This is a genomic window from Taklimakanibacter albus (genome assembly GCF_016595235.1).
GTDB lineage: Bacteria > Pseudomonadota > Alphaproteobacteria > Rhizobiales > Aestuariivirgaceae > Taklimakanibacter > Taklimakanibacter albus.
Genome location: NZ_JAENHL010000004.1, coordinates 106,867 through 131,411 on the forward strand (window position 1 = coordinate 106,867; position 24,545 = coordinate 131,411).

Consider the following 24,545-nt stretch of genomic DNA (forward strand, 5'->3'; position numbering starts at 1 on the left):
TCTCTTCGCCAAACGTCCACTCCTGACCCATAGCGGCGCAAATATGCAGATCACTGATACCATCAAGGCCACGGCAACCCCAGAGGAAATCCTCCATCCGGGCAGCCGCGCTCTATTCCGCTATTGGGAGGCCGTGCGCGGTGAAATGTCGGCGCCGCCGCGTGATTGGCTGGATCTGCAGAAGATCCGCAGCCTCGTCCCCTTCCTGTTCATGATCGAGCGGACGCCTACCCGCGGCTTCGCCTGGCGCCTCGCCGGCACCAAGGTCTGCGAGCTCTGGGGCATGGAGCTGACCGGCATGCCGGCCATGGCCCAGGGCGAAAGATTCGAGCGCGAGACGGTGACCCGTCTGCTCGACGGCGTCATCGACGATCATCAGCCTTTCGTCCTGCGCTTTCGTCTGGGTTCCGCCATGGGCATGACGGTCGCGGCCGAATTCGTCGGTCTGCCACTCCGGGCCCGCAACAACGCCACGACCTATGTCTTCGGCGTGATCATGCCGTTCCGCGAAGCCAATTGGCCGCGTCACGATAAGGTAACTACGTTCGAGCTTTCCGCTGCCCGCACCATCTGGACCGAACCGGTGCCGGAGGCCGGGCCGCCCAAGACGCGGCGCGCAAATTTACCACAGGCCTTCCAGATCATTAACGGCGGCCGGGTCGAAGACTAGTTTATTTAGCTCTCCTTAACCGCACATTTTTAGCCCTTCGCTAATCTGGCGATGTTAGGTTACCTCAAACGACAAACGCCTTAAGGCAAAGTTTGAGAGGCAATTCCGGCCGTGACTGCAACAATCGCGACGGGCGCGAGATTTTCGTCTGCCGACGAGCCGGCTGGACCGGCCGTGCTGTTCGGCCGTTTCATGCTTCCGGACATGTCCGAATATTCCTGCCAAGTCAGTGAGTTGACGGTGGATGGCGCGGTCTTCACGACGGCCGCGGCGCCTGAGGCGGCGACCCAGATCGTCGCCTATATCGACGAGATCGGCCGGGTCGAGGGGATAAGCGGCGATGCCGTTCCCGGCGGTTTTCGTATCGTTTTCTCACATCAGGGCCAGCGCCGCGAGCGCTTCGCCAACCGCCTCGCCGGCCGCGCCGGCAAGAACACCACCGCCGGGACCGATCTGCGCCGTCATGCGCGTTATTCACCGGAGGACGGCCAGTCCTATATCGCCCTGCCCGACGGGCGGGTCTATCCTTGTGAAATTCTTGACATTTCGCTCTCCGGCGCGGCCGTCAAGGTCGACGTCATGCCGAGCCTCGGCACCTATCTCATGCTCGGCAAGATGCGCGGCCGCATCGTGCGGTATGTCGAGCAAGGCCTCGCCATTGAATTCCTGAAGCCCTTGAACACCAGCCAGCTTTCCAGCCAGATCCGCTGAGGCGGCGAAAGCCCCCAAATCCCCGACCAGTTCGATGGCCGCCCCCACAGGCGGCCATTAGCTTTTTCACGTCCACGAACCACCATGCTTAACGAAGCATGGGCCCCCCTTGGTTAATAGGACCGCTTCGTACCCTTTCCAATTTGTTATGAGTTTTCAGAGACTTGCACCGATAAACTGAACGCGATCTCAAAGCCTTCGCGATAGTGTTGCGTCCAACGATAAGGGGAATGGACGTCAACAAATGACTATCTTGGCAAGACTCGGGGGAGTTGCGCTCGGATTGGCCTGCATGATCGGGACGGCTTATGCCGTCGATGCGGACCAGGTCCGGGTCGATCCCAACAAAGGACAATTCCAGACCGTCTATGGCAATGCGCTGCCGCCGATCGGCTATGTCGAAATGTGCGCCCGCGAGCCGAAGGAATGCCGTGCCATCGGCGGCAAGCCGGTGCATCTGGCTCTGACGCCGGATCGCTGGAACCTCGTCTATCAGGTCAACACCTTCGTGAACGGCAAGATCGCGCCGATGAGCGATGAGGAGCTTTACGGCAAGCCCGAATATTGGACCTTCCCGACGGATGCGGGCGACTGCGAGGACTATCTGCTCCTCAAGAAGCGTTATCTCGAAGGCTTGGGTTTTCCGTCGGAAGCACTGCTCATCACCGTCGTTCTCGACGAGAAGAACCAGGGTCACGCGGTGCTCACCGTCACCACCGACAAGGGCGACTTCGTGCTCGACAACCGCCGCAACGACGTGCTGCGCTGGAACAACACCGGCTACACCTATCTGAAGCGCCAATCGGCGGAAGATCCGCGCCAGTGGGTGTCGCTCACCAAGAAGGCGCCGGCCAACAGCGGCACGGTCGCCGCGGGAGCCGCGAAAAAATAAGGACGGGATCAATTTTGGGAGCTAAGGCCCGGTCGGCGTCCCCCTCCCCATCCCCCACCAGACCGGGCTAAAGGGAGCCGGCTCTGTCCCACCCAGAGCCGGCTCCACCTATTTGCGGGTCAGCGGTTACGCGTTGTCGGTCACTCGCCGGGGATTTCACGCATGCCGGCGGCGAAGCGGCGCCAGTTCTTCACATAGTTCTTGGCCGACTCTTTCAGTTTCTCGGCCATCTCGGTCGACACCTCGCGCACCACCTTGCCGGGGGCACCCATCACCAGGGAATTGTCGGGGATCACTTTGCCCTCGGCAATGAGCGCATTGGCGCCGATCAGGCAGTTGCGGCCGATCTTGGCGTGATTGAGGATCGTCGCGCCCATGCCGATCAGCGTATTGTCGCCGATGGTGCAGCCATGCAGGATCGCCTTGTGCCCGATGGTGCAATGGCGCCCGACGGTCAACGGCGCGCCCATGTCGGTGTGGAGCACGCAGCCATCCTGGATGTTGCTGCCTTCGCCGATCAGGATGAGCTCATTGTCGCCGCGCAGCACCGCTCCGAACCAGATGCCGGCATTGCGCTCGAGCTTCACTTTCCCGACCAGCACCGCGGTGGGCGCGACCCAGAACTCGTTTTCGGGCGGCAGCTCCGGCGTGGCGTCGTCGAGCGAATAAAGCGTCATGCGCATGTCCTCTCATTCATGGGTATGGATCGGACTATACCGCGCTCCTTGCGCAGCACCAGCGCGTATCCCGGCGAAGTGGAATCACTTCGCCGAAAAGGATTCGCGCCAAATCTGGCGCAAATCCTTGTCGCCAAAGTCTGCAACTTTGGCGGGATTTGCTCTGGAATCAAGCGAGCCGGCGGACCGCTTCGACGGCGTCCTCGATCCGCGCCAGGAACAGGACATCGGGGGACTTCACCTCGTGCTTCACCAGTTCCTTGCGGACGTCGAAGGCAGCGCCCGTCAGGTAGACTCTCACACCCTGGCGCACGGCTTTCCTGACCACGCCGGCGATGACATTGGCGCCGGTCGAATCCAGGAACGGCACCGCCGAGAAGTCGAGCACCAGGCCCTTGTGCTGGTCGGCGATGCGTTCGAGCACGGCCCCCACCGCCGAGGCCGCACCGAAGAAGAAGGCGCCGCTGATGCGGTAGACGACGACCTCGGGATCGCTCGCCAGCGCCGCGTCATAGGGCTTGCGTTCGCCGTTACTATCATCGGCACGGTCGTCGGTCGCCAGCGGCCCATGCTCGACGCGGGTCATATGGGCCATGCGGTTGATGAAGATGAAAGCGCCGATCGCCGAGCCGACCACGATGCCTTCGGTCAGGTCGCGGAAGATGGTGAGCAGGAACGTCGAGAGCAGGATCGCGGCATCGCCCCAGGACGAGCGGATGAGCGTGCCGAAAGCATGTTTCTCCGCCATGTTCCAGGCGACCACCGCCAGCACGGCAGCGAGTGCCGCGAGCGGGATATAGCTCGCGAGCGGCGCCGCGATCAGCATGAAGACCAGGAGGAAGGCCGAATGCAGCATGCCGGAGATGGGGCCGCGCGCCCCTGCCCGGACATTGGTCGCGGTGCGCGCGATCGTGCCGGTCACGACGATGCCGCCGAATAGCCCAGAGCCGATATTGGCCACGCCTTGCGCCACCAGCTCACAATTGGAGCGGTGGCGGCGGCCCGTCATGCCGTCGGCGACGACGGCCGACAACAAGGATTCAATGGCGCCGAGCAGCGCGAAGGCCACCGCATCGGGCAGCACCGCCTGGATCTTCTCGAGCGAGAACGGCGGCAGCTGCGGCGCCGGCAAGGTCGACGGGATGCCGCCGAAGCGCGTGCCGATGGTTTCGACCGGCAGTCCCAGCGCAAAGACCACGAGCGAGGCGAGGACCACGGCGATGAGGATGTTGGGCCAGTGCGGGCGCAGCTTCTTCAAGCCGACCATCACCACGATGCCGAGCGCGGCAATCGACAGCGCCGACGGGTTGAGCGTGCCGAGCACACCCCACAGCGCCTCGACCTTGGGGATGAGTGCCCCCGGCTCATGGGCGAGCGTCAGCCCCAGGAGATCATGGATCTGGCTGGCGAAGATGATGACCGCAATGCCGGCCGTGAAGCCCACCGTCACCGGATAGGGAATGAATTTGATATAGGTCCCGAGCCGCAGATAACCGGCGGCGATGAGGAACAGTCCCGCCATGATGGTGGCGAGCAGCATGCCGTCGACGCCGTGCCGTTCGACGGTAGCGGCGACGAGCACGATGAAGGCGCCGGCCGGGCCGCCGATCTGGAAGCGGCTGCCGCCCAGAAGCGACACGAGGAAGCCGCCGACGATGGCCGTGTAGAGGCCTCGATCGGGCGTCACGCCCGAGCCGATGGCGATCGCCATCGACAAGGGCAGCGCCACGATGGCGACGGTGAGGCCGGCGAGAATATCGGCGCGCACATCGCCAAGCCCGTAGCGCTCGCGCAGCACGGTGACGATTTTCGGCGTAAAGAGATCACGAAAACTCGGCCCGGGAGCGGGCAGAGGTGATTTTCCCGACCAGTCAGTCATTCCCCGCCGTCCCGTTTCCTTCTCACTATTCTTCGAGGTCGAAATCCAGGATGGCCATGGAGAAATTGTAGGACAGCTCGCCATCCTCGTCGTCGCGGAAGATCACGCCGATGAATTCATCGCCGATATAGACCTCGCCCGAATCGCTCTTCTGCGGGCGCTTGCGGACTTCGATATTGGCGAGCTGGAATTTCGCTTTCAGAAAACGGGTAAGCTTCTTTATCTCATCGGGTTGCACGATGGCGTTCCTTGATTTGACGGGAGAGCTTCAAGGTCTACTCTGCCGGTCGAAGGCAAGACAAGCCTATTCTACCCCCTGCGACGGTTCCGCCTTGAGCTGGTGGTCCATCACCAAAGCCGGCTCGGCGCAGCCGGCGTAGCCGACGACCTTGGCCGGAACGCCGGCGACAGTGCGGTTGGGCGGCACGTCATGCAGCACGACCGAGCCCGCGGCCACCCGCGAGCAATGGCCGATCTCGATATTGCCGAGAATCTTGGCGCCCGAACCGATGAGCACGCCGTGGCGGATCTTCGGATGCCGGTCGCCCGTCGCCTTGCCGGTGCCGCCGAGCGTCACTTCCTGCATCAGCGAGACATTGTCCTCGACGACGGCGGTCTCGCCGATGACGATGGCATGGCCGTGATCGACGAAGATGCCCTTGCCAATACGTGCGGCGGGATGGATGTCGACGCCATAGACGACCGAGGAGCGGCTCTGCAGGTAATAGGCGAAGTCGCGGCGGTCCATCTTCCACAGCTGATGCGCCATACGATGCGTCTGGATGGCCTGGAAGCCTTTGAAATATAGCAACGGCTCGAGATAGCGGTTGCAGGCCGGGTCACGCTCATAGACCGCGACGACATCGGCGCGCGCCGCATCCCCGATGGCCGGATCGGCGTCGAGTGCATCCTGGAAGGCCTGCTGGATCAGCTCGGCGGAGAGCGCATTGGCCATGCGCAAAGCGAGCCGGTGCATCAGCGCGTCTTCGAAGCGCGGCTGATTGAGCACGGCGCCGAAGATGAAGCCGCCGAGGCTCGGATCCTTCTTGGCCGCCTCCTGGGCCTCCTCGCGGATGCGGTCCCAGACCGGATCGAGGCTGGCGACGCTTTGCGGGTGTGTCGACTGGCGGACCATCGGATACTCCATGAACTTGCCGAACCTTATCTTACGCCACTGTCCGGGAAATGGGGAGCTTTCCTGCAAAAGCAACAGCATTGCGTTAAAGTTAGAGCTCTGATAGCCCGGCTTCCATGACGAAAATCGCCTCCTCCACCCCTTATCTCGAAGCCTGGCGCGACGGTCCAATTGGCTTCCTGATGCTCCACCGGCCCGATCGCCGCAATGCGCTCAACCGGGAGATGTGGGCGGCTCTGCCGGGCCTGGTGGCGGCCCTGGATGGCGATCCCGAGACGCGCCTGCTCGTGCTACGGGGGGCCGGAACGGAGGCTTTCGCGGCCGGCGCCGATATCAGCGAGTTCGCCGAGAACCGCGCCAACCCGGAGCTCGCCCGCGATTACGAGGCGTTGAACGGCAAGGCCTTCGCCGCCTTGCGCGCCACGGCAAAGCCGGCGATCGCCATGATTTCAGGCTTCTGCATCGGCGGCGGTCTCGCTCTGGCGCTCGCCTGCGATCTCAGGATCGCCGGCGCCGACGCCCTCTTTGCCTTGCCGCCGGCCCGGCTCGGCCTTGCTTATCCGGTCGACGGGCTGCGTGACCTCCTTCACGCGGTGTCACCGGCCTTCGCCAAGGAAATGCTGTTCACCGCGCGGCGCTACAAGGCCGAGGAGGCACTGAAGGCCGGGCTCGTCCACCGGGTCACGCCCCAGGACCGACTCGAAGCCGAGACAAGGGCGCTTGCGGCCGAGATCGCCGAAAATGCCCCTTTGACCATCAAGGCCTCGAAACGCGCCATCGATGCGCTCGCCGGGCGACCCGTGGACGAGGATCTCAAGGCGCTGGCGGCCGCCTGCTTTGCCAGCGCGGACTATGCCGAGGGGCAGCGCGCCTTCCTCGAAAAGCGCAAGCCGCGCTTCACCGGCACTTGATTCCAGATTTAAGAATACCAGCCTAAGCTATTGAATTCAGGAAGTTAATGACTTCATCCTTATGCTGCCGGTCGCCCACTGCGTTCATGTGGTTACGCCTGGCCAGCGTCACGCCCCTGGCGCCGGGAATGGCGGCGACCAGCGGCTCCACCTTGCCGGCGATGTCGTCCATGTCACCCGCCACGACCAGCGCCGGCACCGCGATCCGGCCGAGCTCGGCCGCCGTGATCTTCTGGCGGCCCGACCGCATGCAGGCAGCCAGCGCCTTGAGATCGCCTTTGGTCTGCTCGGCGAAGACGCGGAATACCTTGGCGGAAGGATCCTCAATACTGTCGATGGAGGCGGCTTCCAGGGCTTGGGCAATGGGCTCGGCACCACCAACGCCGCGGATCATGTTGTCGGCCAGGCCGGAAAAGACCGCCGCGCTCACCCGCTCGGGATGATTGAGGGTGAGAAAGGCGGCGATGCGCGCGCCCATCGAATAACCCATGACCCGGACCTGGGAGAGGCCCAGATGGTCGAGGAGCCGGCGGGCGTCCTCCGCCATTTCGGGGGCGGGATAGGCTTCCGGATCATAGAGCTTGCCGCTCTCGCCATGGCCGCGATTGTCGAAGGTGATCGTCTGGTAGCCGGCCCCGGTCAGCGCCTTGACCCAGCCGGTATCGATCCAGTTGACCCGGGCATTTGAGGCGAAGCCATGGATGAGCAGGACCGGCGGCCCCTCGCCTGTCACTTCATAAGCGATATCGACGATGTCGGAACGGAAACTTGGCATCGGACCTCATGCTTTGCGGCTGACGCAACATATGCTATTCGCGCCCTAGAGCGCTTCCCGCCAAAGTTGTTCGACTTTGGCGATAGGGAAGCGCTCCACTTTAATATGTCGAGCCTTTTATCCACAAAGATCGAATCGGAACGATTAGATCTTTGTGGTAAGGCTCGATAACACAGCGACCATCAGGGATGCATCATGGCGTCGGGCTCAACACCGCATTTTCAGAACAGCGACGGCGTGCCGGCGATCGAGATCGGCACCAAGGAATTCATGTGCATCGGCGCCAAGCCGCCCCATGACCATCCGCATATCTTCATCGACATGGGCGCCGACAAGGAAACCGTCTGCCCCTATTGCTCGACGCTCTATAAGTACAATCCGAGCCTAGCCGCGACGGAATCGCGTCCGGCCAACGCCTCGTGGACCGACAAGGCTGCCTGAGCGGCACTATCTCCGAAGTTACTGAGACGCGGACGTCTTCGCGACCATATCCTGGTCGAGCTTGCCCTTGCCCGGCGCGCAGACCGCGCAGCCGGTCAGCAGCGTCAGAGCAAGAAGGACGATGAGGCGGCGCGACGTGAACATGCTGCCGCAAACTGACAGTGCGCCTTGCCATTGTCCAGCTTGATTCGAAACGGCGGAAACGGCACGGTCGCGCGCATGATCGAGATCAGGGAATATCGGGAAAGCGACCAGGAAAATCTGGTCGGCTTGATTCGCGAGCTGCAGGCGAGCGAGGTCATTCTCTATGACCGCATGAAGCCCGTGGCCCAGATGGGCGTCTGGTATGTCGATCTGCTCAAGAAGAAATGCGCCGAGGACGAAGGCGTCATCCTGATCGCCGAGGAGAATGGCGCGGCCTTGGGTTATGCGGTGATCCTCACCCGCTCGGCCGAGGATGGCACCGGCGATGAGGTCGCTTATGACTACGCCTATATCATCGATCTGGTGGTGGCGAAGGAGGCGCGCCGGCGCGGCATCGGCAAACTCCTGCTCGCCGATTGCGAAAGACGCGCCCGTGATGCCGGGCGCGATGATCTGCGCATCACCGTGCTCGCCGCCAACCAGGGCGCCCATGATCTCTACCGTGCTCTCGGCTTCGACGATCTCCTCATCAATATGCGCAAGGGCCTGACATGAAGAACGACGCGCTGTCCAACATCCAGGCGCGTCGCCTGGCCCTCGTCGCGCAAGGTTTCGGCAAGCCGAAGCGCGAAGGCACCGCCAACTGGACCCGCATCGAGCAGGCAGTGCAGCGCATGAACCTTTTGCAGATCGATAGTGTCAACGTGCTGGTGCGCTCGCATTATCTGCCCGTTTTCGCGCGCACCGGCCATTACAGCCACGACACGCTCGACCAACGCACCTTCGGCAAGCGCAAGCGCCGCTTCTTCGAATATTGGGCGCATGAGGCGAGCTTCCTGCCGCTCGAGCTTTATCCCCTATTCCGCTGGAAGATGGAGCGCGCCCTCAATCACAAGGGTGCTCACCGCTATCTGGAGAAATTCGCCCGCGACCAGAAAGCCTATGTCGATGAGGTGCGCGACTTCGTGAAAGTCAACGGCCCGACCGCGGTGAGCGACCTTCCCGATCCGGGCGGACGTTCCGGCAATTGGTGGGGCTGGGGCAAAGGCAAGATCGCGCTCGAATATCTCTTCCATACCGGCGAGGTGACGGCGGCGACGCGCCGTGTCTTCGAGCGCCTCTATGATCTGCCCGAACGCGTGCTGCCGGCCGAAACGCTGAACGCGCCGGGCGTGCCCGAGAACGAGGCGATGCGCCGGCTGATCGATCTTTCGGCGCAAGCGATGGGTGTCGCGAGCGAAGCGGATCTGCGCGACTATTTCCGCCTGCCGGTCGATGGCTTCAAGACGGCGATGCCGTCGCTCATCGAGGATGGCACGCTGGTGCCGGTGAAAGTCGACGGCTGGAGCATCAAGGCCTATCGCCATCGCGATACGGGGTCGCCGCGCAAGGCCGGCGCCAATACCCTGCTCTCGCCTTTCGATCCGCTCGTCTGGGAGCGCTCGCGGGCCGAGCGCCTGTTCGATTTTCATTACCGGATCGAGATCTATACTCCCGAGCCCAAACGCGTTTACGGTTATTACGTGCTGCCCTTCCTGGAAGGTGACCGTCTCACCGCCCGCTTCTGCCTGAAGGCCGACCGCCAGGCCGGCCTGTTACGGGTGAACTCCGCGCATGGCGAGGACGGCATCGATGCCGTGCAGACGGCCGAGGCCGCCGCCCCCGAATTGCGCCGCATGGCGACATGGCTGGGCCTCGTCGATGTCGAAGCGAGCCAGCGCGGCGCCCTCGCCAAACCTTTGCGCCAGGCTCTGAAGCGCTCATGATCGACGACGACATCCTGACCGACAGGCTCATCCTCAGGCTCATTCCCTATGCCGCCCTCATGGCCACCGAAGCGGGCGATATCGCCGAGGCGGCACGGTTGCTGCATCTGAAGCTTCCCAATGACTGGATCGAGGTCGCGCCTCTGGCGCGCCGTCGCCTGCCGCAGCTTCTCGATGAGCCGGACTATCGGCCCTGGGCGGTGCGCGCCATCGCCTTGCGGGCAACCGGCGAGGCTGTGGGCTATATCAATTTTCACGAAGCGCCGGCGCATCACGAGATGGCCGGTCGCGAGGCCTGCGCCGAATTCGGCTATACGATCTTCGAGACCTATCGCCGCCAGGGTTATGTCGAGGAAGCCGTGCGCGCCTTGATGGCCTGGGCAAAGGCGCAAGGCGCCCGGCATTTCATCTTTTCGATCGCCCCCGACAATGCCGCCTCGCAAGGCCTCGCCGCCAAGCTCGGCGCCCGTAAGATCGGCGTCCAGATCGACGAGGAGGACGGGCCGGAGGATGTGCTTCTGCTGAGTTGAGGTCAGAGCCCAAAGCGGATGCTCTGCTACCCTCGCCCCCAACGGGGGAGAGGGAGGGGCCCGATGCGAAGCATCGGGAGGGTAAGGGGGAACAGACAAAAATCGCCCTGGCATCGCATCAGGATCGTTCTGCCGGTTCCCCCTCACCCTAACCCTCTCCCCCGCAGGGGGAGAGGGGATCATTGCGAGCGCGCCGTCAGATCACCTTTTCGCGCACCAGCTCGTCCGTCACCTTTCGGATGGCGGCGCCCAGCGTGTCGGCGACGAAGTCGACCTCCTGCTTCGTCATGATGAGCGGCGGCGACAGCACGTCGAGATGGCCGATCGGGCGCACGAACAGGCCATGCGCCTCGCATTCGTTCGAGATGCGCTTGGAGATGTTCACCTCGTCGGGCAGCTTCGCCTTCGTCTTCTGATCGGCGACATATTCGACGCACATCATGAGGCGGCGGCCGCGCACATCACCGACGATCGGCAATGAGCCGAGGCCGGCCAGGCGCTGCTCGAGATAATCGCCGACACGCGCCGCATTGCCGAGCAGGTCCTCACGCTCGATGATTTCGATATTCTTGAGCCCCACCGCGCAGGCGATCGGATGCCCCGAATAGGTGTAGCCATGGGTGAACCAGGCATCGCCGTCGGGCGCGCTGATCACCTCATGCACCTTGTCCGAGAACAGCACCGCCGACAGCGGAATATAGCCGGAGGTGAGGCCTTTCGCCGTGACGATGATGTCGGGGACGATGCCGAATTCGGCTTCCGACGCAAACATGTGGCCGAGCCGTCCAAAGGCCGTCACGACCTCGTCGGCGATGAACAGGATGCCGTTGTCGCGGCAGAGCTTGCTCATGCGCGGCAGGTAATTGGGCGGCGGCATGGTGACGCCGCCCGAGGCCTGCGCCGGCTCGGCGATGAAGGCGGCGATGTTTTCCGCCCCCAGGCTTTCGATCTTCTGGCGGAACTCCTCGACCAGGAAATCGCTGAATTCCTCGATGCTCATGCCGTCCGGTCGGCGATAGGGATAGGGTGCCGAGAGATGATGGACGAGATCCGGCACATAGCGGAAATGCGGCGACTGATCGCCGTCGCGCAGGCCCACCGTCATGCCGAGATAGGTCGAGCCATGATAGGAGTTCTTGCGCGAGATGATGTATTTTCGTTCCGAAGCACCGCGGCGCGACTGGTAATAATGCGCGAGCCTTATCGCCGTATCGATGCCGCAGGAGCCGGACGTCGCGAAGGCGACATGGTTGAGGCCTTTGGGCGCGAGCGACGCGAGCTTGGCCGCGAGCTCGGCGGCGGGCGCATTGGTGACGTCGACGAAGGTCGTCGTGTAACAGAGCTGCAGCGCCTGCTCGGCCATCACCTGGGCGATCTCCTTGCGCCCGTAGCCGACATTGACGCACCACATGCCGCCGATGCCGTCAAAATAACGCCGCCCTTCGGCGTCTTTCACATAGCAGCCCTCACCTTCGACCAGGACGAGCGAGCCCTCTTCCTTGAAACTGTCGAAATGTGTGTAGGGATGCAGGAAATGATCGTGGTCCTTTTTCCAGAGATCCTCCGGATTGAAGCGGTTGCTAGCCTGATGAAGCATGATTTCCCTCTAATTTGACTGAACGTTCATTCAATATGAAAGCGCGACAAAGGGCGGTTCCCCTGTCTCGTGAAGTGTAGCCCAGGCCCCTCTGCGTCGCCAAGCCGGTGTCTGTGCAGTTGCGAGACAACGAGTTGACGCAATGGCATAGATATGCCGTTTCCACCATTTAATCTGTATACGGATTATCACGATCCGCGGAAGAGTCCGGTTTCGGGTGGATATGACGAGCTCCCTCGCCCAGATAGAACGCAGACAACAAGGAGTATTCGTCATGACCTTGAACGCAATCACATCAACACCGGCCGAGGTGACCTCCCTCGCCGCCGATGACACCATCTCCTACGCCTTCGGCCGTTCGACTCTCGGCCAGGTTCTGGTGGCAAGAAGCGCCAAAGGCATCTGCGCCGTGCTGATCGGCAGCGATCGCGACAGGCTCGCCAAGGACCTGCGCCGCGATTTTCCCGAGGCGCAGGAAGTCGAGATGGGAAGGCCTGAGGACATCGCAGCCGTCGTGGCGTTGATCGAAGCGCCGCACAAGCCGGTCGAGTTGACGCTCGACCTGAGAGGCAGCGATTTCGAAGTCGCGGTCTGGCAGGGCCTGCGCGCGCTCACCGCCGGCAAGACCATGAGCTATTCGGCACTAGCAGAAGCGATTGGCAAAAAGGGCATGGCGCGCGAGGTCGGCGAGGCCTGCGCCATGAACCGGATTGCAGTGGCGGTCCCCTGCCATCGCATCCTGCGCAAGGACGGCTCGATCTCCGGCTATCGCTGGGGCGTGCATCGCAAGCGCATGCTGCTCGAGCGGGAGGGTGCGATATGACCGACGCCCTCCCCGTCAGCAAGGCTCAGCGCGACTGGTCGGTCATCGCCAAGGAGCTCGATACGCATGGCGCAGCAGTCCTCTCGGGGCTGCTGCGTCCCGAGGATTGCGCCAAGCTCGCCGCCACCTATCCGGAGAGCGGCCCGTTCCGCAGCCACATCATCATGAGCCGGCACGGTTTCGGGCGCGGCGAATACAAATATTTCGCCTATCCCTTGCCGGATCTCGTCGCCTCTTTGCGCACCAGCCTCTATCCGACGCTGGCCGGCATCGCCAATCGCTGGAACGAGGCGCTCGGCGAAGCGATCCGTTTTCCGGAAGAACACGCGGCTTTCATCGCGCGCTGCCACAAGGCCGGACAGAAACGCCCTACCCCGCTTCTGCTGCAATATGGCGAAGGCGATTACAACTGCCTGCACCAGGATATTTATGGCGCGCATGTGTTTCCGCTGCAGGTCGCCATTCTCCTGTCGGAGCCCGGCCGCGATTTCACCGGCGGCGAGTTCGTGCTGACCGAGCAGCGCCCGCGCATGCAGTCGCGCGCCGAGGTGGTGCCGCTGCGCCAGGGCGACGGCGTGGTCTTCCCGGTGCATCACCGCCCGGTGCACGGCACGCGCGGCGTGTACCGGGTCAATCTGCGTCACGGCGTCAGCCGGCTGCGCTCAGGACGCCGGCATACGCTCGGCATCATCTTTCATGACGCGGAGTGATCAGGAAGCGGCCAGCCGCCCCCGCACCGCGTCCGCGACGCGGCGCTGATCTGTCTCCGGCAGCGCCGGAAATTCCGGACTGTAAAAACGCTCGAAGCCGTCCGGCATCTTCTCGGAGACGATCTCGCCGCGGATCATCTGGCTGTTGAGAGCATCACCGTCCTTGTGCGGCGCCAGATGGACATGCAGATGCGGTACGCCGTCGCCGAAAATATAGACATAGACGATGCCCGCCTCCGTCGCTTCCTTGAGCGCCTGAGATGCCTTGGCCATCACCGCGCCGAAGCTCGCCGCTTCCGGTCCATCGAGATCGGCAATGGTGGGGATATGGCGCAAAGGCTCGAGATAGGCGAAGCCCGGCACCTCCGCATCGAGCGAAACGGTGAGGCGCCAGAGATCGTCGCGCCAGACCTCGAGGCGATGAAGATGCCCATCCCCCGCCTCTTTCCGGCAGATGATGCAGCCCTCGCTCATCGGGGCGTCAGCAGATGCCGGCGCTTGGTGACGACCTTGTCGAGCGCCGCCAGGAAGCCGTCGCAATGTTCATCGCTCACCACCAGCGACAATGCCATGTAGCCGCGTCCGGCGATGTAATAGCCCTCCTCCAGGAGATCGAGATACAGCAGCTGGCGCAGCCGCGGGTCGGCCTTGGCTGTCGCCTCGGGCGCGTTGATCTCACCGGCGAGCGGATGGATGTTGATGAGCGAGCCGATGCCCTTCGCCTGCACCGCCACCTGATAGCGCATGAAGAGATCATTGATCCGTTCGCGCAAGCGGTCGCCGCGCCGGTTGAGGTCGAGACAGGCGGCGGGCGTGAAGATCTCGTCGAGCGCGGCAAAGCCGACCGTCATGGTGAGCGTGTTGTTGTTGAAGGTCCCGGCATGGGGCAGGAAATTCGCCCGCGTCGGATCGAACTGCTCCATGATGTCGCGCCTACCGCCAAAGGCGCCGAAGGACATGCCGCCGCCAATATATTTGCCGAGTGTCTTGAGATCGGGCGTGATGCCGAGCGCGTGGCTCAAGCCCTTGGGCGCGAGCCTGGACGTCATCACCTCGTCGAAGATGAGGATGATTCCGTGTTTGCGCGTCTCCTCGCGCAGCATCTCGAGATAAGCGCGATCCGCCGGCAGGCAGCCGCCGCTGCCGAGCATCGGCTCGATGATCAGGGCGGCGAGCGCCGGTCCATGCTCGGTGATGAGCTTGCGCGTCGCCGTGATATCGTTGAACGGCGCCAGCACGACGTCGAAAGGTGCGTTCACCGCCGCCCCGCCGGCGCCGAAATAAAGCGTGCCGCCGTGATAGCCGGCCTTGATGCCCATGATCTTCTGGCGTCCGGTGAAGGCGCGCGCCGCGGCCAGCGCCATCATATTGGCCTCGGTGCCGGAATTGGTGAAGCGCACGAGATCGAGATCGAAGCGCCGCGTCACCGCTTCGGCGAGCCGCACTTCGCCGGCGTGATGGGCACCGAGATTGAGGCCCATCGCCAAGGCATCGCCGACCGCCCGCCCTATACGCGGATGCGAATGCCCATAGAGCCCGGCCGAATATTCACCGAGAAGGTCGACATAAGTGAAGCCGTCGACATCTGTGACATGCGCGCCTTCCGCCTTGGCGACCCGAATTGGCACAGGTGGCGTGAACAGCACGGTGCGGGTATTGCCCCCCGGCATGACCGCCTTGGCCGCCTCATGCAGCGCGACGGTCTTCGGCCGCGCCGCCAGGAAACGCGCCGAAGCGTCGGCAAGCGCGGCAGTGATATCATCGACAAGAGGCGCATTCATGCGGGCTTTCCTCACGAGATCAGGCGACGGCGAAGCATGCCCGAGCCCGTTCGCTTCTGCAATGCTTGGAAAGCGCAACGCCGGGATGGCTAAGCCCCGCGGAAATGGATAGGTTGGCCCGGCAATGTCGACCGTCCACTCAGATCCGATCAGCCTTCAAGATGCTTCGCCCGGCGAAATGGGCAGCGCACCGGTTTCGTGGAAAGACAGTTACGTCGCGACACTGCAACTGGCCTGGCCGCTGGTTCTCACCAACTTTGCCCAGGCCGCGATGATCGTCACCGATGTGATCTTCATCGGCAGGCTCGGCGCCCAGGCTTTGGCGGCGAGCTCGCTGGCGGTCAATATCTATCATTCTTTTGCGTTCTTCGCCTTCGGGCTGGTCAGCGCCGTCGCCCCCATGGTGGCGCGCGAAAAAGGCAACCGCGCGCATGACATGCGCGAGACGCGCCGGATCGTCCGTCAGGGCCTGTGGACGGCAGTGCTCATTTCCATCCCGGCGATGTTCCTCCTCTGGCATGGCCAGGGCTTTCTTGCCGCCATCGGCCAGGAGCCTGCGCTGGTCGAGGAAGCCGGCAAATATCTGCGCGCTTTGCTCTGGGCCATGCCGCCTTTCCTCGGCTTCGTCGTGCTGCGCTCCTTCATCTCGGCGCTCGAACGTCCGGGCTGGGCGCTGGTGATGTCGATCGCCGCCATCCTCCTCAATGCGCTCGGCAACTGGCTGCTGATCTTCGGCAATTGGGGCTTCCCGACGCTCGGCATCATGGGGTCGGGCATCGCCAGCGCCTTCGCCATGCTGTGCATGTTCTTGAGCCTCGCCGCCGTCATCGTGATCGACCGGCGTTTCCGCCGTTATCACGTCTTCGGCCGTCTCTGGAAAGCCGACTGGTCGAAACTGAAAGCCATCTGGCTCCTCGGCCTGCCGATCGGCGCCATCGTCGCCTTCGAGACGACCATCTTCAACGCCGCCGCCTTCCTGATGGGCTGGCTCGGCGAGGCGGAGCTTGCCGCCCATGCGGTGGCGATCCAGGTCGTCACCCTGGCTTTCATGACGCCGCTCGGCATCGCCCAGGCGGCGACCGTGCGTGTCGGCCTCGCTTATGGCGCCGGCGACGCGCTGGGCGTCACGCGGGCCGGCTGGAGCGCTTTCATTCTCGGCACCAGCTTCATGGTGCTGACCGCCACGGCGATGATCACCATCCCGACACCGCTGATCGGCATCTTCCTCGACATCCACGAGCCGAGCCACCTGCCGGTGCTCAAGCTCGCGACCGTCTTCCTTATCGTCGCCGCGATATTCCAGCTCGTCGATGCCGCCCAGGTATTGGCCGGCGGCATGCTGCGCGGCCTTCACGATACGCGGGTGCCGATGTGGTACGCCGCGATCGGCTATTGGGGCATCGGCCTGCCTTTGAGCTACTTCCTGTCGCAATACACCTCTCTCGGCGGCATCGGCGTCTGGGTGGGCCTCGCCTCCGGCCTCGCCGCCGTCTCGGTGCTGATGGTGCATCGCTGGCTCAACCGCGAGCGGCTGGGTTTGGTCCGCCCTCTCCTGTAACGGCCGAAAAGCCCTTCCCAGCTTCCGGCCTGATGCTTTACAAGGGCGGCGGCAGCGCAAGCCCCCTTGGCGGAATTGGTAGACGCACAGGACTTAAAATCCTGAGCCCACAAGGCGTCCCGGTTCGACCCCGGGAGGGGGCACCATTCTCGAGATCTCGCGCCAGTTCGCTTCGCTCACAGGCTCCGATGGGGCGGCCGCTTCGGCCGGCGGGCGGTCGCCCTTGCGAACCCTGCGGGTTCGATTTCATTCTCGTGATCTCGCGCCAGTTCGCTTCGCTCACAGGCTCCGATGGGGCGGCCGCTTCGGCCGGCGGGCGGTCGCCCTTACGAACCCTGCGGGTTCGTGATCTCACGCGAGTTCGCTGCGCTCGCTCCGCCAAAGAAAAAGGGCCGCGCGAATGCGGCCCTTCTCGAGTTTTACAGTGCTGCTGTATCAGATGCCGAAGTGCCAGCTGAGGCCGACGCGTACGGCGTGGAAGTCGTTGTCGGCCTTGGCCTTGCCGAGCGCATTCTCGAGCTCGATGTCTTCGAGATCGGTATAGCGGTATTCGATCTTGGCGCTGACGTCGTCGGTGAGCGCATATTCGAGACCGCCGCCGATCGTCCAGCCCCAGGCAGTGTCCTTTTCCGATTCATTGGCGTTCGGCGCCTCCGATTCGAGCTTGACGCCGCCGACCGCGAGACCGCCCGTCGCGTAGACGAGGGCGCGGTCGAAGGCCACGCCGGTGCGCAGGCGCAGCGAGCCGAGCCAGTCGATATCCTTGGTCGCTTCGCCGATGACCGGGCTGTCCTCTTCCTGACGGATGTCGGCATCGCCGCTGATGTCGGAGAATTCGATGTCACCCTCGACGCCGAGAACCAGCATGTCAGCCTGGTAGTTGTAGCCGAGATGCACGCCGCCGATGAAGCCGTCGGTTTCGATATTGCCTTCACGGGCATCGACTATGATCTCGTTGTCGCCGCCGCCCGGGCCTTCCGGGCCGCTGCCGTCGGCGGCATCGATATTCACATCCGAATCGCCCCAGCCATAACCGCCCTGGATACCGATATAGGCACCGGTCCAGTCATAGGCGGCAGGCGCGTCGACGTCGGCGGCTTGCGCGGCGGCAATCATCAGCGTCGAAGCGGCGCCGGCGAGAAGTACTTTCTTGAACATATGTCCCCCAAAGGAATGGCTGCGTTGTCCTTCTGAAACCCCGCGCCTTCCGGGTCAATACACTTGCCGGAACTCACTCCAGATTATTATTGGGGTGTTGCGCCAACGACACATCCGGCAGGCATTTTTCATCCTGTGATTGCCGTCCGGTCCAATCTCAGGTTATCGAGCCGGCCATGGCGGCGGACATAACTTTGCGTAATTAATATCCAGGAAACCCTGTACGAACAGCCACGCTGGCGAATCTGCCGGCGCAAAAACGAAGGGCCGTCTCACGACGGCCCCGTGGCTCGAAAATGCAACGTGCAGTTTTACAGGCTGTTGAAATGCCAGCTCAGGCCGGCGCGCACGGCGTGGAACGTGTGCTCGAAATCGACATCACCCGAAAAACCGAGATCGTCGATCGAAACATCCGTATTGCCGAGATCGGTGTAGCGATATTCGATCCGGGCGCTCAGATCGTCGGTGAAGGCATATTCGAGGCCGCCGCCGACCGTCCAGCCCCAGGCCGTTTCGCTCTCGCTTTCGTTGCCGACTCCGTCGAGCGAGACTTTGACGTCGACACCGCCGACAGCCAGACCGCCGGTCCCGTAGATGAGGGCGCGGTCCATCGCAAAACCAAGCCGCAACCGGAGCGATCCGAGCCAGTCGATATTCTGCTCCGCCTCGCCGATCGGCTCCTCGTCATCAGAATCGAAGAAGACGTCGGTGTCGCCTGAGAGATCGGCATATTCGATGTCGCCTTCGAGGCCGAAGACAAGGCTGTCAGCTTGAAAATTGTAGCCCGCATGCGCGCCGCCGACGAAGCCGTCGATGTCGATATCGCCGTCCTCGGGCGGGCTGAGGATGACCGCGTCCAGCGCCTGCGGCTCGGTCGTTATCTCTTCAATATCGGGACTTACGTCGTTATTTCCCCAGGCATAGCCGGCCTGGAGACCGATATAGGGCCCGGTCCAGTCATAAGCGGCGGGTTCGATGATATCGGCGGCCTGGGCCGTTCCGATCATCAGCACTGAGGCAGTGCCGGCGAAGAGTATATTCTTAAGCATGCAAATCCCCTCCAGTACAATCTGAGAGAGATTAAACGTCTGCTTGCGGGTGACTTCAACAATTACCCAGAGGGAGGGCACATTTTTGCCACCGACTGTCGCATAAAAGCTACATAATTCTGACTTTACGTAATCTCCTTGACGGCCGTTACCGCCTGAAAACAGGCGAAAGGCCGCACGATGGCGGCCCTTCCCTTCGGGATGGAGGAGCTTCCCCGATTACAGGCTGTTGAAGTGCCAGCTCAGGCCGACCCGGACGGCATGGAAGGTGTTGTCGAATTCGAAGTCGCCCGGAAGGTCGAGATCGTCGGTGGACACTTCCGTCTTGCCGAGATTCGTATAGCGGTATTCGATGCGGGCGCTCAGATCGTCGGTAAAGGCATATTCGAGGCCGCCGCCGATCGTCCAGCCCCAAGCCGTTTCGCTCTCGCTTTCGCTGCCGGTCTCATCGATCTTGACCTTCATGTCCACGCCCCCGACGGCCAGACCACCGGTCCCATAGATGAGCGCGCGATCCATCGCGTAGCCGAGTCGCAGCCTGAGCGATCCGAGCCAGTCGATATTCTGCTCGGCCTCCCCGATCGGCTCTTCGTCGTCGGATGAGAAGAAGATATCGGTATCGCCGGAAAGATCGGCATATTCGATGTCGCCTTCGAGACCGAAGACGAGGCTGTCGGCTTGAAAATTATAACCCAGATGGGCGCCGCCGACGAAACCGTCGATGTCGATATCGCCGTCATCGGGCGGATCCAGGGTGATGGCGTCGAGCGCGCCGATGGCGGGCTGCAGCGGCTCCACATCGGGACTCACATCGTTATTGCCCCAGGCATAGCCGGCCTGAAGACCGACATAGGCGCCGGTCCAGTCATAGGCGGCGGGTTCGATGATATCCGCGGCCTGGGCGGTTCCGATCATCAGCACTGAGGCAGTGCCGGCGAAGAGCAGGTTCTTAAGCATGCAAGTCCCCTCCAATGCCGTCCGGGGATGATTAGACGTCTGCTTGCAGCCGAGATCAATCAGTTACCTAAAGGCAGGACACATCTTTGTCCGTGCCTGTAGCACAAAAGCCACACACTTTGCTCACAAATTGCGTGCAATTCCGCGCGATATGTCCCGTTACAGGATTTTACGCTGAGGAATGCTCAGGCTCGATGACCCCGCGCCGAATCGGCGGGCACAAAGAAAAAGGGCCGCTTCGCAGCGGCCCCTGTCTCTGATCTGCGAATGCAGGCTTACTGGTTGAAGTGCCAGCTCAGGCCGGCGCGCACCGCATGGAAGTCGTTGTCGGTCTCGCCATCGACCCCGAAGCCATCCTCGGTTTCGACACGCACGTCGGACTTTCCGAGATCGGTGTAGCGATATTCGATGCGAGCGCTCAGCGCGTCGGTCACGGCATATTCGACGCCGGCGCCGAGGGTCCAGCCCCACTTGGTCTTGTCATAGTCGTCGTTGGTCAGGCCCGCATCGAGCGCATCTTCGCTCAGATCGGTCTCGAGGCTCACGCCACCGACGGCCAGACCGCCCGTTGCGTAGAACAGCGCCCGATCCGCGGCGATACCAGCGCGCAGACGCAGCGAGCCCAGCCAGTCGATGTCCTTCTCGCCCGTACCACCGTCGCCGCCGCCGTCGAACACGATATCGACTTCGTCATTCAGGTCGGCATATTCGATGTCAGCTTCGACACCGTAGACGAAGCTGTCGGACTGCAGCAGGTAGCCGACATGGGCGCCGCCGAGGAAGCCATTGGCCTTGAAGTCGTCGACATCGAGCGAGTCGATCGCGGTGAATTCCGGGTCGATGTCGGTTTCGGCATCGGTCTTGCCCCAGGCATAGCCGCCCTGGATACCGATATAGCCACCCGTCCAGTCATAAACAGCCGGCGGCGCTTCGACGTCGGCGGCTTGAGCCGCGCCCATCATGAGAACCGAAGCAGCGCTGGCAAGGAGTAGTTTCTTAAGCATGGAAGCCCCTCAATTTTTCGATGACCGCATTAGAGAGGCACTCACTTGGCGGAGCAATAGCTAGTTTGCTTGCCAACACATTTTGCTCTTTCCCTGTGACATAACTGCCACAAGAATGCAGTTAAAGTTCCGTAAATTCAGAATTTTACGCAGGGTAGATTTATACTTTGGCGCCGTCACGAATCGGCGGCGTGAAAGCGAGCCCCATGTCCCAGGGCAGATAGATCCAGGTGTCCTGGCTCACTTCCGTCACGAAAGTATCGACCAGCGGCCGGCCTTCCGGCTTGGCATAGACGGTGGCGAAATGGGCGTGGGGCAGCATCGCCCGGACCGCCCGCGCCGTGGCGCCGGTATCGACCAGGTCGTCGACGATGAGGACATGTTTGCCGCCATCGGAACCGGCGACGGCCTCCCCCACCCCCTTGAGGACCTGGAGCTCGCCCTGCTTCTCATAATCATAGGAAGCGACGCAGACCGTTTCGATGATCCGGATGCCAAGCTCGCGCGCCACCACGGCCGCCGGCACCAGCCCGCCCCTGGTGATCGCAACCACGGCTGAAAACGGCCCTTCCCCATGCAGCCGCCAGGCCAGGGCCCGGGCATCCCTATGGAACTGGTCCCAGGAGACCGGAAAACTCTTCTGCCACTTCTCGTCCATGACGAACTCCCCATTTTGCTTGTCTTATGCCGCGCCGCCCGGGCCGGCGCAATCGGGGATGGCTGTCATGATACCTTCACGGGAGTCAGGCCTAAGGGCGCCATAAACCGGGCAGTTTGGCCAATGAACGCACTGACGAGACCCACGACCCGCTACCGCGCCATTTTCATCTCCGATGTCCATATGGGGACAAAACGGGCGCAGACCCGCTATCTGCTCGACTTCCTTAGGGTCACCGAGTCGGACTGGCTCTATATCGTCGGCGACCTGGTCGACAACTGGGCCCTGGAAAAGGCCTGGTTCTGGGACCAGCTCCATAACGACCTGATCCAGAAGATCCTGCGCAAGGCGCGAAAAGGCACCAAGGTCATCTATATCCCCGGCAATCACGACGACAAGTTCCGCGACTTCAAGAATCTGCGCATGGGCCGGGTGGCGGTGCTCGAGGACGCCATCCACCATGCCGCCAACGGCAAGCGCTATCTGGTGCTGCATGGCGACAAATATGACGGCGTGGTGCGCTACGCCCCCTGGCTCGCCCGGCTCGGCGACCGCGCCTATGAGCTGTCGATGATGATCAACGGCGCGGTCAATCGCGGCCGCCGCCTGTTCCGCCTGCCTTATTGGTCGCTCTCCGCCTATCTCAAGAACAAGGTCAAGAAGGCGGTCGAATTCATCTCGCATTTCGAGGATGCGGTGGTGCGCGAGGCCCGCCAGCGCGGCGCCCAAGGCGTCATCTGCGGCCATATCCACACGCCCGACAACCGCATGATCGACGACATCCATTATCTCAATGACGGCGACTGGGTCGAAAGCTGCACCGCCCTCATCGAGCATTATGACGGCCGGTTCGAGATCATCGAATGGGCGAAGCTGCGTGACACCCTGCTTCTGGAGAACGCCCATGCGGATAGTCATCGTAACGGACGCCTGGTCCCCGCAAGTTAACGGCGTCGTGCGCACGCTGCGCGCGGTCACCGCCGAGCTGCAGAAACGCGGGCATCAGGTCCATGTCCTGTCGCCGGAAGGCCGGCGCACCGTGCCGATGCCCTACTATCCCGAAATCCGGCTGGCGCTCACGCCGTCCCGCGTGCTTGGCCGCGAGATCAGATCGCTTTCTCCCGATGCGATCTATATCGCCACCGAAGGCCCGCTCGGCTGGGCGGCGCGGCGGTTCTGCCGGCGCGCGAACATCCCCTTCACGTCCGGCTTCCATACCCGCTTCGCCGACTATCTCGCTTTGCGCGTGCCGATACCCGGTCTCGTCTCCGCCTCGTGGTCGATGCTGCGCGATTTTCACAAGCCCAGCCAATGCGTGCTGGTGCCGACCCGCAGCGTCGCCGAGGATCTCGAGCGCCGCGCCTTCACCAATCTCAAAGTCTGGACGCGGGGCGTCGACCACACGCTGTTCACGCCGGGCAAGCGCGCGGCGCTCGACTACCCGCGCCCGATCATGCTGCATGCCGGCCGGATTGCACCGGAGAAGAACATCGAGGCGTTTCTGAGCCTCGATCTGCCCGGCACCAAGCTGCTCGTCGGTGATGGCCCGCAGCGGGCCGATCTCGAGAAGCGTTTTCCCGATGCGGTCTTTCTGGGCTTCCGCTTCGATCAGGATCTCGCCCGCCTGATGGCGTCGGCCGATGTCTTCGTCTTTCCGAGCCTCACCGACACATTCGGCCTCGTGATGCTCGAGGCCATGGCATCGGGCACGCCGGTCGCCGCCTTCGACGTGCCGAGCCCGATCGACGTGGTCGCCGACGGCGTGACCGGGGTGGTGGACAAACATCTGAAGCTCGCGATCCTGCGCGCCCTCGCGCTCGACCGCGGCAAGGTCCATGACGGCGCCCAGGCTTTCACCTGGGAGCGCACCGCTCAGATCTTCGAAGAAAGCCTGAAGCCGATCCCCGGGTCATCCGGGCGCGCGGCCAATGGCATCACGACCAGCCTCGCACCTTCCCGTTCCGGGTGAGCTCGACCGCCATCTGACGCACTTCGTTCATCGCGGTGGCGAGAGCCGACTGATCGCGCGAGCGCAAAACGAGATTGGTGGCGAAGCCTTGCGGGCTTTCGAACGGGTATGAGCCGATGATGACTTCGGGCGAGCGCTCCTGGATGTCCTTGAGTGGCTTCGCCACATCGCCCTCGCCGCCCTGGATGGTGATGGTCTGCGACAGGACCGGCGCGCCGCGCTCGAGCCTGGGCGCCACTTCCTCCATCATCGCGTTCATCACCTTGGGGATGCCGGCCATCACGAAGACATTGCCGATCTGGAAGCCTGGCGCCTTCGATACCGGATTGGCGATGAGGCTGGCGCCTTTCGGCGTTCGCGCCATGCGCATCCGCGCCTCGTTCGGCTCGCGCCCGATTTCCTTGAAATGGCCGAGCAGGATCTCGACCGCTTCCGGATGATGATCGATCGGCACACCGAAGGCCTTCGCCACCGCATCGGCGGTGATGTCGTCATGGGTCGGTCCGATGCCGCCGGTGGTAAAGACATAGGTGTAACGCACCCGCAGCGCATTCAGCGCCGCGACGATCTCGTCCTCGATATCGGCGACGACGCGCGCCTCCTTGAGATCGATGCCGAGCACGGTCAGGTAATCGGCGATGAAGCCGAGATTCTTGTCCTTGGTGCGGCCGGAGAGGATTTCATCCCCGATCAGGAGGACGGCGGCGGTGGGAGCATGCTGTGCCATGACGGCGTAGCTGTGCCATCGCC

General features: G+C 62.8%; 28 protein-coding genes and 1 tRNA gene. 14 read left to right on the forward strand and 15 right to left on the reverse strand.

Annotated features, from left to right (window positions below; all coding sequences use genetic code 11):
- Positions 1 to 43: 43 nt before the first annotated feature.
- The 3 genes from JHL16_RS01830 (at position 44) to JHL16_RS01840 (ending at position 2,273) form a co-directional block, all read left to right on the forward strand.
- Complete coding sequence (locus JHL16_RS01830) at positions 44 to 670, forward strand: PAS domain-containing protein (RefSeq protein ID WP_200183204.1); 627 nt, start codon at positions 44 to 46, stop codon at positions 668 to 670.
- 111 nt (positions 671 to 781) lie between these two features.
- A complete protein-coding gene (locus JHL16_RS01835; RefSeq protein WP_200183205.1) occupies positions 782 to 1,381 on the forward strand; it encodes a PilZ domain-containing protein in 600 nt (199 codons plus the stop codon).
- Positions 1,382 to 1,673: 292 nt separating this feature from the next.
- Complete coding sequence (locus tag JHL16_RS01840) at positions 1,674 to 2,273, forward strand: transglutaminase-like cysteine peptidase (RefSeq protein WP_246770736.1); 600 nt, start codon at positions 1,674 to 1,676, stop codon at positions 2,271 to 2,273.
- Between the two features lie 140 nt (positions 2,274 to 2,413).
- Here JHL16_RS01840 and JHL16_RS01845 read toward each other — a convergent pair whose 3' ends face one another.
- From JHL16_RS01845 to cysE, 4 genes are all read right to left on the reverse strand, one after another.
- Positions 2,414 to 2,950 (reverse strand): gamma carbonic anhydrase family protein, encoded by a 537-nt coding sequence (locus JHL16_RS01845; protein ID WP_137856826.1) that lies wholly within the window; start codon positions 2,948 to 2,950, stop codon positions 2,414 to 2,416.
- A 169-nt stretch (positions 2,951 to 3,119) separates the two neighbouring features.
- Complete coding sequence (locus JHL16_RS01850) at positions 3,120 to 4,829, reverse strand: SulP family inorganic anion transporter (protein ID WP_200183207.1); 1,710 nt, start codon at positions 4,827 to 4,829, stop codon at positions 3,120 to 3,122.
- 25 nt (positions 4,830 to 4,854) lie between these two features.
- Positions 4,855 to 5,067: a DUF3126 family protein gene (locus tag JHL16_RS01855; RefSeq protein WP_137856828.1), complete on the reverse strand. Its 213-nt coding sequence runs from the start codon at positions 5,065 to 5,067 to the stop codon at positions 4,855 to 4,857.
- Positions 5,068 to 5,133: 66 nt separating this feature from the next.
- Entirely contained in the window at positions 5,134 to 5,964 is an 831-nt protein-coding gene (gene cysE / locus JHL16_RS01860) for a serine O-acetyltransferase (protein ID WP_200183208.1), read from the reverse strand.
- A 116-nt stretch (positions 5,965 to 6,080) separates the two neighbouring features.
- Here cysE and JHL16_RS01865 point away from each other — a divergent pair, with 116 nt between their 5' ends.
- Positions 6,081 to 6,875 (forward strand): enoyl-CoA hydratase, encoded by a 795-nt coding sequence (locus JHL16_RS01865; RefSeq protein ID WP_200183209.1) that lies wholly within the window; start codon positions 6,081 to 6,083, stop codon positions 6,873 to 6,875.
- 22 nt (positions 6,876 to 6,897) lie between these two features.
- On the opposite strand, the gene JHL16_RS01870 is transcribed toward JHL16_RS01865, so the two are convergent.
- Positions 6,898 to 7,650 carry an alpha/beta fold hydrolase gene (locus JHL16_RS01870; RefSeq protein WP_200183210.1) on the reverse strand — a complete coding sequence of 251 codons (753 nt, stop codon included), beginning with the start codon at positions 7,648 to 7,650 and terminating at the stop codon, positions 6,898 to 6,900.
- Between the two features lie 195 nt (positions 7,651 to 7,845).
- On the opposite strand from JHL16_RS01870, the gene JHL16_RS01875 reads away from it, so the two are divergent.
- On the forward strand, positions 7,846 to 8,091 hold the full coding sequence (locus JHL16_RS01875; RefSeq protein ID WP_200183211.1) for a zinc-finger domain-containing protein: 246 nt from the start codon (positions 7,846 to 7,848) through the stop codon (positions 8,089 to 8,091).
- Positions 8,092 to 8,109: 18 nt separating this feature from the next.
- Here the strand turns inward: JHL16_RS01875 and JHL16_RS35195 are convergent, their stop codons facing one another.
- Complete coding sequence (locus tag JHL16_RS35195; protein WP_281435971.1) at positions 8,110 to 8,235, reverse strand: hypothetical protein; 126 nt, start codon at positions 8,233 to 8,235, stop codon at positions 8,110 to 8,112.
- 75 nt (positions 8,236 to 8,310) lie between these two features.
- On the opposite strand from JHL16_RS35195, the gene JHL16_RS01880 reads away from it, so the two are divergent.
- From JHL16_RS01880 to JHL16_RS01890, 3 genes are read left to right on the forward strand one after another with little or no spacing between them, the layout of a single operon-like run.
- Positions 8,311 to 8,790, forward strand: a complete 480-nt coding sequence (locus JHL16_RS01880) for a GNAT family N-acetyltransferase (RefSeq protein WP_200183212.1) — start codon at positions 8,311 to 8,313, stop codon at positions 8,788 to 8,790.
- Positions 8,787 to 10,001 (forward strand): winged helix-turn-helix domain-containing protein, encoded by a 1,215-nt coding sequence (locus JHL16_RS01885; RefSeq protein ID WP_200183213.1) that lies wholly within the window; start codon positions 8,787 to 8,789, stop codon positions 9,999 to 10,001. Before JHL16_RS01880 ends, JHL16_RS01885 begins: the two co-directional genes overlap by 4 nt.
- On the forward strand, positions 9,998 to 10,531 hold the full coding sequence (locus tag JHL16_RS01890; protein WP_200183214.1) for a GNAT family N-acetyltransferase: 534 nt from the start codon (positions 9,998 to 10,000) through the stop codon (positions 10,529 to 10,531). Before JHL16_RS01885 ends, JHL16_RS01890 begins: the two co-directional genes overlap by 4 nt.
- A 196-nt stretch (positions 10,532 to 10,727) precedes the next feature.
- On the opposite strand, the gene JHL16_RS01895 is transcribed toward JHL16_RS01890, so the two are convergent.
- Positions 10,728 to 12,128, reverse strand: coding sequence for an aminotransferase (locus JHL16_RS01895; protein ID WP_200183215.1), 1,401 nt, complete (start codon positions 12,126 to 12,128; stop codon positions 10,728 to 10,730).
- Positions 12,129 to 12,402: 274 nt separating this feature from the next.
- Here JHL16_RS01895 and JHL16_RS01900 point away from each other — a divergent pair, with 274 nt between their 5' ends.
- Together JHL16_RS01900 and JHL16_RS01905 are read left to right on the forward strand one after the other, a co-directional pair.
- On the forward strand, positions 12,403 to 12,951 hold the full coding sequence (locus tag JHL16_RS01900) for a methylated-DNA--[protein]-cysteine S-methyltransferase (protein ID WP_200183216.1): 549 nt from the start codon (positions 12,403 to 12,405) through the stop codon (positions 12,949 to 12,951).
- Entirely contained in the window at positions 12,948 to 13,661 is a 714-nt protein-coding gene (locus JHL16_RS01905) for a 2OG-Fe(II) oxygenase (RefSeq protein ID WP_200183217.1), read from the forward strand. Before JHL16_RS01900 ends, JHL16_RS01905 begins: the two co-directional genes overlap by 4 nt.
- On the opposite strand, the gene JHL16_RS01910 is transcribed toward JHL16_RS01905, so the two are convergent.
- Together JHL16_RS01910 and JHL16_RS01915 are read right to left on the reverse strand one after the other, a co-directional pair.
- On the reverse strand, positions 13,662 to 14,135 hold the full coding sequence (locus JHL16_RS01910) for an HIT family protein (RefSeq protein ID WP_200183218.1): 474 nt from the start codon (positions 14,133 to 14,135) through the stop codon (positions 13,662 to 13,664).
- Positions 14,132 to 15,442: an aspartate aminotransferase family protein gene (locus tag JHL16_RS01915; RefSeq protein WP_200183219.1), complete on the reverse strand. Its 1,311-nt coding sequence runs from the start codon at positions 15,440 to 15,442 to the stop codon at positions 14,132 to 14,134. The genes JHL16_RS01910 and JHL16_RS01915 overlap by 4 nt, the downstream gene beginning before the upstream one ends.
- Before the next feature lie 178 nt (positions 15,443 to 15,620).
- On the opposite strand from JHL16_RS01915, the gene JHL16_RS01920 reads away from it, so the two are divergent.
- Both JHL16_RS01920 and JHL16_RS01925 read left to right on the forward strand, forming a co-directional pair.
- Positions 15,621 to 17,000 (forward strand): MATE family efflux transporter, encoded by a 1,380-nt coding sequence (locus JHL16_RS01920; RefSeq protein WP_420884514.1) that lies wholly within the window; start codon positions 15,621 to 15,623, stop codon positions 16,998 to 17,000.
- A 60-nt stretch (positions 17,001 to 17,060) separates the two neighbouring features.
- Positions 17,061 to 17,146: transfer RNA gene (locus tag JHL16_RS01925), tRNA-Leu, on the forward strand.
- A 289-nt stretch (positions 17,147 to 17,435) separates the two neighbouring features.
- Here the strand turns inward: JHL16_RS01925 and JHL16_RS01930 are convergent.
- The 5 genes from JHL16_RS01930 to gpt all read right to left on the reverse strand — a co-directional run bounded on the left by JHL16_RS01930 (position 17,436) and on the right by gpt (position 21,826).
- A complete protein-coding gene (locus JHL16_RS01930) occupies positions 17,436 to 18,158 on the reverse strand; it encodes an outer membrane protein (RefSeq protein WP_200183221.1) in 723 nt (240 codons plus the stop codon).
- A gap of 311 nt (positions 18,159 to 18,469) precedes the next feature.
- Complete coding sequence (locus JHL16_RS01935) at positions 18,470 to 19,207, reverse strand: outer membrane protein (RefSeq protein ID WP_200183222.1); 738 nt, start codon at positions 19,205 to 19,207, stop codon at positions 18,470 to 18,472.
- 219 nt (positions 19,208 to 19,426) lie between these two features.
- Positions 19,427 to 20,164 (reverse strand): outer membrane protein, encoded by a 738-nt coding sequence (locus tag JHL16_RS01940; protein WP_200183223.1) that lies wholly within the window; start codon positions 20,162 to 20,164, stop codon positions 19,427 to 19,429.
- Positions 20,165 to 20,439: 275 nt separating this feature from the next.
- Positions 20,440 to 21,168 (reverse strand): outer membrane protein, encoded by a 729-nt coding sequence (locus JHL16_RS01945; protein WP_200183224.1) that lies wholly within the window; start codon positions 21,166 to 21,168, stop codon positions 20,440 to 20,442.
- A gap of 160 nt (positions 21,169 to 21,328) precedes the next feature.
- Positions 21,329 to 21,826, reverse strand: coding sequence for a xanthine phosphoribosyltransferase (gpt, locus tag JHL16_RS01950; protein WP_200183225.1), 498 nt, complete (start codon positions 21,824 to 21,826; stop codon positions 21,329 to 21,331).
- Between the two features lie 123 nt (positions 21,827 to 21,949).
- Between gpt and JHL16_RS01955 the strand changes: the two genes are divergently transcribed.
- Both JHL16_RS01955 and JHL16_RS01960 read left to right on the forward strand, forming a co-directional pair.
- On the forward strand, positions 21,950 to 22,774 hold the full coding sequence (locus JHL16_RS01955; RefSeq protein WP_200183226.1) for a UDP-2,3-diacylglucosamine diphosphatase: 825 nt from the start codon (positions 21,950 to 21,952) through the stop codon (positions 22,772 to 22,774).
- On the forward strand, positions 22,731 to 23,795 hold the full coding sequence (locus tag JHL16_RS01960) for a glycosyltransferase family 4 protein (RefSeq protein WP_200183227.1): 1,065 nt from the start codon (positions 22,731 to 22,733) through the stop codon (positions 23,793 to 23,795). The genes JHL16_RS01955 and JHL16_RS01960 overlap by 44 nt, the downstream gene beginning before the upstream one ends.
- Here the strand turns inward: JHL16_RS01960 and JHL16_RS01965 are convergent.
- Positions 23,761 to 24,522: a competence/damage-inducible protein A gene (locus tag JHL16_RS01965; RefSeq protein WP_200183228.1), complete on the reverse strand. Its 762-nt coding sequence runs from the start codon at positions 24,520 to 24,522 to the stop codon at positions 23,761 to 23,763. The genes JHL16_RS01960 and JHL16_RS01965 overlap by 35 nt on opposite strands.
- Between the last annotated feature and the right edge of the window lie 23 nt (positions 24,523 to 24,545).